General features: G+C 46.6%; 6 protein-coding genes. 2 read left to right on the top strand and 4 right to left on the bottom strand.

Annotated features, from left to right (window positions below):
• The 4 genes from JGK07_RS31545 to JGK07_RS31530 form a co-directional block, all read right to left on the bottom strand.
• The coding region (locus JGK07_RS31545) for an esterase-like activity of phytase family protein (RefSeq protein WP_293225482.1) at positions 1–2447 on the bottom strand (2447 nt) is incomplete at its 3' end.
• A gap of 65 nt (positions 2448–2512) precedes the next feature.
• Entirely contained in the window at positions 2513–3457 is a 945-nt protein-coding gene (locus JGK07_RS31540; RefSeq protein ID WP_293225484.1) for an Rpn family recombination-promoting nuclease/putative transposase, read from the bottom strand.
• A gap of 46 nt (positions 3458–3503) precedes the next feature.
• Positions 3504–4196 (bottom strand): response regulator transcription factor, encoded by a 693-nt coding sequence (locus JGK07_RS31535; RefSeq protein ID WP_293225486.1) that lies wholly within the window; start codon positions 4194–4196, stop codon positions 3504–3506.
• Entirely contained in the window at positions 4186–5292 is a 1107-nt protein-coding gene (locus JGK07_RS31530) for a HAMP domain-containing sensor histidine kinase (protein ID WP_293217022.1), read from the bottom strand. The genes JGK07_RS31535 and JGK07_RS31530 overlap by 11 nt, the downstream gene beginning before the upstream one ends.
• Positions 5293–5647: 355 nt before the next feature.
• Here JGK07_RS31530 and kdpA point away from each other — a divergent pair, with 355 nt between their 5' ends.
• Complete coding sequence (gene kdpA / locus JGK07_RS31525) at positions 5648–7408, top strand: potassium-transporting ATPase subunit KdpA (protein ID WP_293217025.1); 1761 nt, start codon at positions 5648–5650, stop codon at positions 7406–7408.
• Between the two features lie 79 nt (positions 7409–7487).
• Entirely contained in the window at positions 7488–9050 is a 1563-nt protein-coding gene (gene kdpB / locus JGK07_RS31520) for a potassium-transporting ATPase subunit KdpB (protein ID WP_366934350.1), read from the top strand.
• Positions 9051–9117: the final 67 nt, after the last annotated feature.

The raw sequence follows: 9117 nt of genomic DNA, 5'->3' as shown, positions 1-9117 counted from the left end.
TCGAAAATGTCGGGGTCGAAGTCATTGAATAAAACGGATGGAAATCCGGTCAACACGCGATCGTGCTCGACTTTGTATGTGTCGGGATTGGCGATCGGCGGACTGTTGGTAATATTAATTACAAATGTCTGGTTTGCCGAAGTATCGATGCCGCCGTTAGCTATACCGCCGTTGTCTCTGAGGTTGAGAGTGATATTAGCCTTGCCAGTTCCACTTGTGGCGGGGGTAAAAGTCAGTTGTCCGAAAAAGCCGATCGCCGGTGGTACGCTAAACAAACCGGGATTGTCATTTCCCACGACTTGAAAGTTGACGGTTTGTGTTGACTCGTTGACCGGCCCTGGAGAAATGGCTATGGCCCATCCAGGAAAGGTTTGCAGGCCAGCACTGTGATTGACAGTGCGATCGGGCCCTTTGACAAACGACGGTGCATCGTTGACAGGATTAACAGTAATTGTTGCAGTCTCGCTGGCCGTACTGAAAGCTGCTAAACCCCCAATACTGCTAGCAGTTGAAATATCAGCCGTCCCCCCATTCGTGAGGGTAGTACCGCTAGAGTTAGTCGTCGTTCCATCCCACGATTGATAGGTGATATTAGCACTACCGTTGTAGTCATTATTGGGAAGAAAGCGGATACTGGCATTGCCTGCTAGCAGTCTCGCTGCTGCTGTTGACGGTGTACCGAATGCCGTCCAAGTCGCACCGCTATCAATAGAATATTGCCAACTGCCGTTAGTATTGTCTGTCGCCGTCACAGCAATTCCTTGAGTGTCGGCGGTGTCGGGATCTGTAACTATTCCTGCAATTAAAACAGAAACTAAGGTGCCAGTGTTGCTGGCAGAAGGTACATCTTCGTTAATTGCTGTTAGTACCGGCGAACCGCTGTTGTTGAGTACGGGTGCGTTGTTGGCTGCAAACGCTGCGAATCTGGTGGGAAGGGCAAAATTGTTGTCGCTAACAAGAATTAGCGTTCGTTTCCCAGTTGCCGTTTGAGGAGGCCCAAATGTCATCCCTTCAAAATTGTCAACCAGTGCCGGAGTGCCTGTACTGAGGAAATAAGCAGAAGTGGCGATCGGAGTTTTCGATACTGGTGTAATGCTAGCAACACCAGAAGCAATCAAACCGGTATTGTTTTGAATATCTGTCGCACCGTTTAAAGAAATTTGATAAAGCTTCAAATCCCCTGACGGCGGTGTTGTCGATAAGTCGAGAAAACGTTCGAGAACCAGCAGTGTATTATCATCAACGGCCAGCATTTCTGAAATGCCGTTGCGCGGATCGGTATTGTAAAGAAATTCTCCGTTTGCGGTGTTTGTACCTAAGTTATATCTGACAATTCGCGATCGCGCGCCAGCCGTTATATCTGAAGCAGGGCCGTCTTGTTCGAGAGCATTTTCTGTTGCTGTAAATAGAAAACTTTGACTGGGAGTAATCGTCAGACTTTCAAAACCTTGATTGTTGCGGATGCCGCTGTTAGGATCTGCTGATACGTCGTATTTGGGAGAAGCAATAGGCAGCGCGAAATTTTGAACTCCTGTTGCAATGGCGAAACTATTAATAAAAGGCTGGGTATTTGTCGAGAAATTGCCTTCAGAAGAGACGAAGACATTGCCGCCGATGAAGCCAATGCCCTCTGTATCCGATGTATCTGCGGCAAAGGGAGGCGGATTGCCAATCTGTGTCACCCCTGTAAAATTCACTTGTCCTGGTACTGGTGTCAAGCTACCGGAACTCACAGTAGGTATAGTGAGGGTGTAAAAGCGAGATGGGCCGGGACTGCCACCAGGAATATTGCGGCCGTCGGAGATAGCGTAGTAAGTGTTGCTTCCCGCGTAGGTAAGGCCCGACAGTCCACCTACCTGAGTTGTTGGTGTTCCAAAAGTTGTATTTGCCGGAAATCCTGCTTGTCCCAAAAGTTGTAAGCCGAACACAAATTGGTAAGCGGCCATTGTGGCTGGGTCGATCGCCAACTCCGACTCCACCCACCCAGTTGTATAATCTAGTTCCCAGTCTCCGCCTAAAGCTGAATTGCCGATCGGCCCCCTGGAAGCAGCAATTTTTGCCTTTGTTAGCCGACTGATTTGCTGTACGAAACTAACGCCCGCATCATCCGCCGCCACATCGCACCCGTACAGCAAAATCTCTGCACTCTCTGCCAGCGATCGCGCCCAACGCTGCAATTTTTCACCATAAAAGTTTAAATTTGTCAAGTTTAGATCGATCGCGCCTAACTGCAAACTCGCGGGGCTGCCGTGGGAAATGATATGAATACTGGTGATATTGCGGAGACTCGCTAGCGCTGCGGTGATTTGTGATACTCCATCCCGCGCCCGATCGAGGATAATTACTTTTGTCCCCGGTTTGATACCCTTGTGAAGAATTTGGATATCGGGTACGGCAGAGTCGAAAAAGGCGATCGAACTCATAACAGAATTGATAAAATTTGGCACAAAACACCTCTGGTTTGATGACCGTCGATAACTTAAATATATGCCAAATATACCAAACTCAGATATTAAATGTCATCCGTAAAATTTCGGGAATGTTGCTGCAACCAAGTCACCAAATCTGAAACACTTTCAAAATCAAACATCGCATCTCCTAAATCATCCAAATTCTCAAGATTCAACTCGCATATCTGTGTCTGAATGTCTGGAGAAATTTCACCAATTAGCCTCCTAATATTCCGGACTATTAATTCTGACTTGCCTCGTTCCATGCCTCGTTCCATGCCTCGTTCTAGAGCTTGCTGAGCCGCTAGATCGATCGCCCCTTGTTGATCTTGAATCCAAAACTCTTGTTTTTGCAATTCATCTAAGTCTTTTTGACTCAGATTCGTGTCGTTAGCAATCTGAAAAGCTCTTTCAATTTCTGGCACCGCAACCATTGTATCGGGAACAGTTTCTAGGTTACTGGTATTTTTGACAAAATAAATCCACTTGTCCGTCAGCGTTGTCAACTGATCCAATTCCTTTTTGAATTTTGGCAGTTCGATAAACACCAACTCAATCTCGCTATCGGGATAATCGAATAATCTTTGTGTTTCTTTGAAAGCAAATCTCGAAATTACTTCCAATTGATTGGGAAACATTTCAAAGTCTGTGATATTCAAAGCAATTACTGGCCTGAGTCTTTGATAGCGATCGCTTAGATTTAATTGCATTCCATAAGTTTTAGCAGCATTATATAAAACTCGCTTACGATATTTTGCCACGTTCAAAACTTGGATTGTGACAATCACAGTTTTGCCATCATTAATTTTAGCTTTGACATCTAAATAAGTGTCTTTACTTCCAAAAATCTCAGCAGATAAATAAGGAGGGATGATTTCTAAATCTTCGATCGCAGATTCGCCTGCATAAAGCATAGCGTTCAAAAAACTCATCAAAATTTCTCGGCTTTCGTTAGAACAGAATATCTTCGTGAAGGCCAAATATAGTTTGGGATTGATAAAACCCATAGTTTTTAGCGATCGAGGTTTTGTCTATCATTATAAACTACCAGACTTAAGATTGACTGCCTAACAGTTCCTCTGCTACCAATCCTTTCTGAATAGCGAGCACTGCTGCTTGAGTGCGATCGCGCACTTCTAACTTTTGCAAAATCGCGTGGACGTGCACCCGCACAGTCCCCGGAGCGATGTACAATATTTGTGCAATCTCCTGATTGCTTTTCCCGCCCGCAACTAAGGCTAATATTTCCTGTTCCCTCGGAGTCAGCGGATTGTCTAAAACTTCCCATTTACTCGCGCTTTTGACAGGTTCGGGATTACTAAAAACCGCCCGAATTTCCGCAGTTGCGGCCTTGTCCCACCAAGAAGCGCCCGCCGCTACCGATCGAATTGCCAAAACCAAAGTTTCTGCGGCAATTCCCTTGAGACAATATCCTTGGGCTCCCGCAGCAATCAACCTTTCAATTAACGTTTTTTGGGCGTGAGATGTTAAAATTAAAACCGGAATTTCTGGATGTCTCTGTTTAATTTGCCGACAGGCTTCAATGCCACCAATTCCCGGCAAACCGACATCGAGAACCACCACATCCGGCAAGTGTTCCTGAGTCAATTCTACCGCCGTTTCTCCATCTTCCGCCTCGGCAATTATTTGCAAGGAACTTTCTTGCTGCAATCTGGTTTGCAGTCCCAACCGAAATAGTTCGTCGTCTTCAACTAAGAGAATTCGCAAGGGAGAATTAGGTTTCATTGGCGGAGATAGCTGGTAGTCGGAATCCAAACAAGGCACCTAAAGGCAATTTGTTTTCTGCCCAAATTATACCGCCGTGGGCGTCAATAATTTGGCGAGATAAGTATAACCCCAATCCCGATCCTTTGGCTTGCCGATCGCCATTTCCTTGATAAAAACGCTCGAACAAGTGGGGCAGCTCATCGCTAGTAATTCCCAACCCGCTATCGATAACTTTCACCACCTGATCGGTTGCGTAAGATTCCATGACTATTTCTACTTTACCACCTCGGGGAGAATGGTTGATCGCGTTTGTTAGCAAATTAACAAAAACGCGCTGGAGTTGCACTTCATCGCCGTTTACCCACAAAGAACGGCGAAAGTCAGACTCTCCGTAACTTATACTAATATAAACTCGGCGCGCTGCCGATAAATGGATGAGTGTGGCAATTACTTCTTCTGCTAAAGCTGCTAAATTTACGGGCGCAAGTTGCAGTTTTAAACCTTCGGCATCGTTGCGGTAAACATCCAGCAGCGTTTCTACTAATTGTAGTGACATTTTTTGCGATCGCGCCATTGTTTCGAGAACTTTTTGCTGGCTGGTAGTCACTTCCCCAAAGTTTGCTCCCTGAAAAGCTTTGATTGTTTCAATTGCGCCCAGCATCGGCGTTTTCAAGTCGTGACTCAAAGTAGAGACAAAATCCTCTCGGATGCTGGCTAGCTGCTGCTGAGATTGCAACTGCGCTTTGGCGATCGCGATCGCTTCTTGATACTGCTGGGTGCGATCGCTCAAATATCCCGTGACTCCCAAGGCCATAACTGCGATCGCCCTATTTGCAACAGTCGCTAGGGCGATCGTTTCTCCATAGGGAACAAACAAGTTCAACAGCGTCAATGCTGCTGCTAACAGCGTAATTTGCAACTTTCCCAACCGACTCAACCGCGAATTTGCCAGTAAAATCGGCCCTGTATACAAATACCCAAACAGATATTCTGACGGCGTGGTAAATTCCAGTGCTATAACGATCGCGAATAAAATTGCGATCGACCACCTTCCGCGCAAATACTTTTCTTGAAACACCAAAATTTTGGGAATTTTCAATAAGCTGTCAAACATCTCTAATTAATCCATTTTAAGCTTGTAAAATATCAACCAATACAGTTAACTTAAAAACAATCTGATTCATGAAAAATGCCTGCATCGCCTATAAAATCGCGATAGTAAATTCGTCAAAAAGCGTTAAGTAAACCGTATTGAAATATCAACTACATTTTGGCGCAAAAAACAGCGTTTAGACAGCATTTATACCTGCAAGTATAGATTTAATACATTGGCTAAACATTCGCCTATCAGTAAAAGTATAGGTAAAAAAAGCATAATTTATAAACAGTAACTTATACCTTAAGACAGATTATCAACAACCCCAAACCTCAGTAAAGTAATCACTAAACGAGGAATTTTTAACACACTTATGTTACAAGGCTTAATTCAAATTGCATTAACCCTAATCATTTTAATCGCGATCGCGCCCGTGTTCGGCAACTACATGGCACGGGTGTACATGGGAGAACGAACCATTCTCGACCCCGCAATTAAACCACTAGAACAACTCATCTATAAAGCCAGCAATATTCGGTCTGTAGATTCCATGACAGGCTGGCAGTATGCCCGATCGCTATTATACAGCAATGCAGCAATGGGCATATTTGTATTCTTGATTTTCATGCTTCAGGGACTGCTGCCTTTAAATCCCACCAGCCTCAGCGCACCAACCTGGGATACCGCGCTGCATACAACTATTTCATTCCTCACAAATACCGACCAACAACATTACTCAGGCGAGACAACATTCAGTTATTTATCCCAGTTAACCCTGGGTTTTTTAATGTTCACCTCAGCAGCCACGGGTTTAGCAGTAGGAATTGCCTTTATTCGGGGACTGACAGGTCGCCCCCTCGGCAACTTTTATATCGATTTAATTCAATCTATCACCCGGATTCTGCTGCCACTTTCTTTGATAATTGGCTTGTGCTTACTAATTTCTGGAGTGCCGGAAACCCTAGCCGGCCCAGCAGTTGCGCGTACCTTAGAAGGCGGCACGCAAGTAATTGCTCGCGGCCCAGTAGCTCACTTTGAAAGCATCAAACAACTGGGAGAAAACGGCGGCGGATTCTTTGCCATTAACTCGGCTCACCCTTTTGAAAATCCCAACCCTTTTACTAACCTGCTGGAAACACTAGCAATGGTTTCTATACCAGCAGCACTAATTCACACCTACGGCAGATTTGCTAACAATAAAAAGCAGGGATGGCTGATTTTTGGGATGGTGTTTGCCATCTATGTAATTTTGATCGGCATTGCAGCAGTTGGCGAATATCAAGGCAATCCCCAAATTAATAGTTTGCTCGGTTCCGTGCAACCAAACTTAGAAGGGAAAGAAGTTAGATTCGGTTGGGCAGAAACTGTACTTTGGGCTGTCACTACGACTGGGACAATGTGCGGGGCTGTCAACGGAATGCACGATTCTTTAATGCCGCCAGGGGGTTTTGCTACTTTATTTAACTTGTTTCTCCAAATTGTTTGGGGCGGACAGGGAACGGGAACGGCTTACTTATTTATTTACTCCATTTTGAGCGTATTTCTCACCGGATTGATGGTGGGGAGAACGCCGGAATTTTTGGGACGAAAAATTGAAAAGCGGGAAATTGTTTTAGCTAGCGTTGTTTTGTTGATTCACCCGATCGCAGTTTTAATCCCCGGCGCCCTTACCCTCGCCCTTACCGACAGTTTGAGCGGCATCAGCAACCCCGGATTTCACGGCATTTCCCAGGTATTTTACGAATACGCTTCGGCCGCAGCCAACAACGGTTCCGGCTTTGAAGGATTGGGCGACTCTCAACCAGCATCTACCGGACTTTGGTGGAATTTAAGCACCTGTTTCAGCCTGCTGTTGGGGCGCTACGTTCCGATTGTGGCGCTGCTGCTTTTAGCCGACAGCATGACTAACAAACAACCAGTACCTGAAACAACAGGTACTCTCAGAACTGATTCAGTTTTGTTCACCAGCGTCACCGCCGGAGTAATCATAATTTTGGGCGCGCTGACATTTTTCCCAGTTCTAGCTTTAGGGCCAATTGCCGAAGGATTTGAAATTAGCAGCGGCAAATTTGAACCTGCACCAATAACTGCACCCACAACACCTTTAGTAACACCAACTCCTCCACCTCAGTAGCTAAAAAATATCAACCTCACTCTTCTCTTTCTCTGTGTTCTCTGTGTTCTCTGTGGTTCATTAAAAATCCCAAATCGATATGGCTTCTTCCAATACCCCCGATTCCCCAAAAAAACGTCGCGGGGGCTCTCGCGAGTCCCGCCGACACACGCCGAAAGCAAACACTAAAGGCCTTTATCAGAGAGCTTTTAAAGAAGCTTTTGTCAAGCTAGACCCGCGGGTGATGCTGAAAAACCCGGTGATGTTTGTGGTATGGGTAGGCACAATTGTGACTGCATTATTAACGATCGACCCCACGCTGTTCGGCCCGGTTCCCGGCAAAAATCAGGTAGTTTTCAACGGTTTAGTCACGTTTATTTTGTTCTTCACCTTAGTATTTGCTAATTTTGCAGAAGCGGTAGCCGAAGGGCGCGGTAAAGCGCAAGCAGATGCCCTGCGATCGACAAAAGCAGATACCACAGCCCGCAAACTCTTACCAGACGGTTCAATTCAAGAAGTTAGTTCGACATCTCTCAGACGCGGCGACCAAATTAAAGTGATCGCAGGCGATGTCATTCCTTCCGACGGCGAAGTGATCGCAGGTGTCGCATCCGTAGACGAATCTGCGATCACCGGGGAATCCGCGCCAGTGCTTAAGGAACCGGGTTCGGACATCGCCAGTTCCGTCACCGGCGGTACGCGCATCCTTTCTGACGAACTGACGCTGCGGGTGATGGCCGACCCCGGTAAGGGGTTTTTGGACAGGATGATCGCGCTGGTGGAGGGCGCTGAACGCTCGAAAACGCCGAACGAGATCGCGCTGACAGTGCTGCTGGCTGTGCTGACTTTGGTGTTTTTGATTGTGGTATCGACGATTCCGCCCGTGGGCAATTATGTCAAAACTCCTGTGGGTGTGGTGACGCTGATTTCGCTGTTGGTGGCGCTGATTCCGACAACGATCGGCGGTTTGTTAAGTGCGATCGGCATTGCGGGGATGGATCGCGTCGCTCAATTTAACGTGATAGCGACCTCTGGGCGGGCCGTGGAGGCTTGCGGCGACGTGAATACGCTGATTTTGGACAAAACGGGAACGATTACGCTGGGCAACCGTTTAGCCGAGGAGTTCATCCCGGTAAACGGTCATTCGCTGCAAGAAGTGGCGCAGGTAGCGCTGACTGCGAGCGTTTTTGACGATACTCCCGAGGGAAAGTCGATCGTCCGTTTGGCTCAGAATTTGGGCGCACAGGTGGAGTTCGATCGCACCAACTCCCAAGGATCTGAAGGCATTGATTTTTCCGCAAAAACGCGGATGTCTGGTACGGACTTACCCGACGGTACGGAAGTTCGCAAGGGTGCGGTGGATGCGGTTAAAGGTTTTGTGCGATCGCGCGGCGGCAATTTCGGCCCGGATCTCGATGAAGCTTACGAGCGAGTTTCGCGATTGGGAGGCACACCCTTAGGCGTTTGTCAAGGTAGCGACACCTACGGAATTATCTATTTGAAAGATGTGATTAAACCCGGAATTCGCGATCGGTTTGACCAACTGCGAAAAATGGGAATTCGCACCATCATGCTCACCGGAGATAACCGAATTACAGCATCAGTAATTGCCGACGAAGCCGGAGTAGACGACGGGAGCATCCCACTTTTGCAATCAGTATAAATACTCAGACAATTGTCTGTCTGACTAAGTTGATGGCATAATAGAAAGCAAATAAATTACCATAATC

The sequence above is a fragment of the Microcoleus sp. PH2017_24_DOB_U_A genome, from assembly GCF_020738205.1.
In the GTDB taxonomy this organism is placed as follows: domain Bacteria; phylum Cyanobacteriota; class Cyanobacteriia; order Cyanobacteriales; family Microcoleaceae; genus Microcoleus.
Note: the sequence above shows the minus strand (reverse complement) of the source record. Positions and strands in the feature narration are given on the sequence as shown.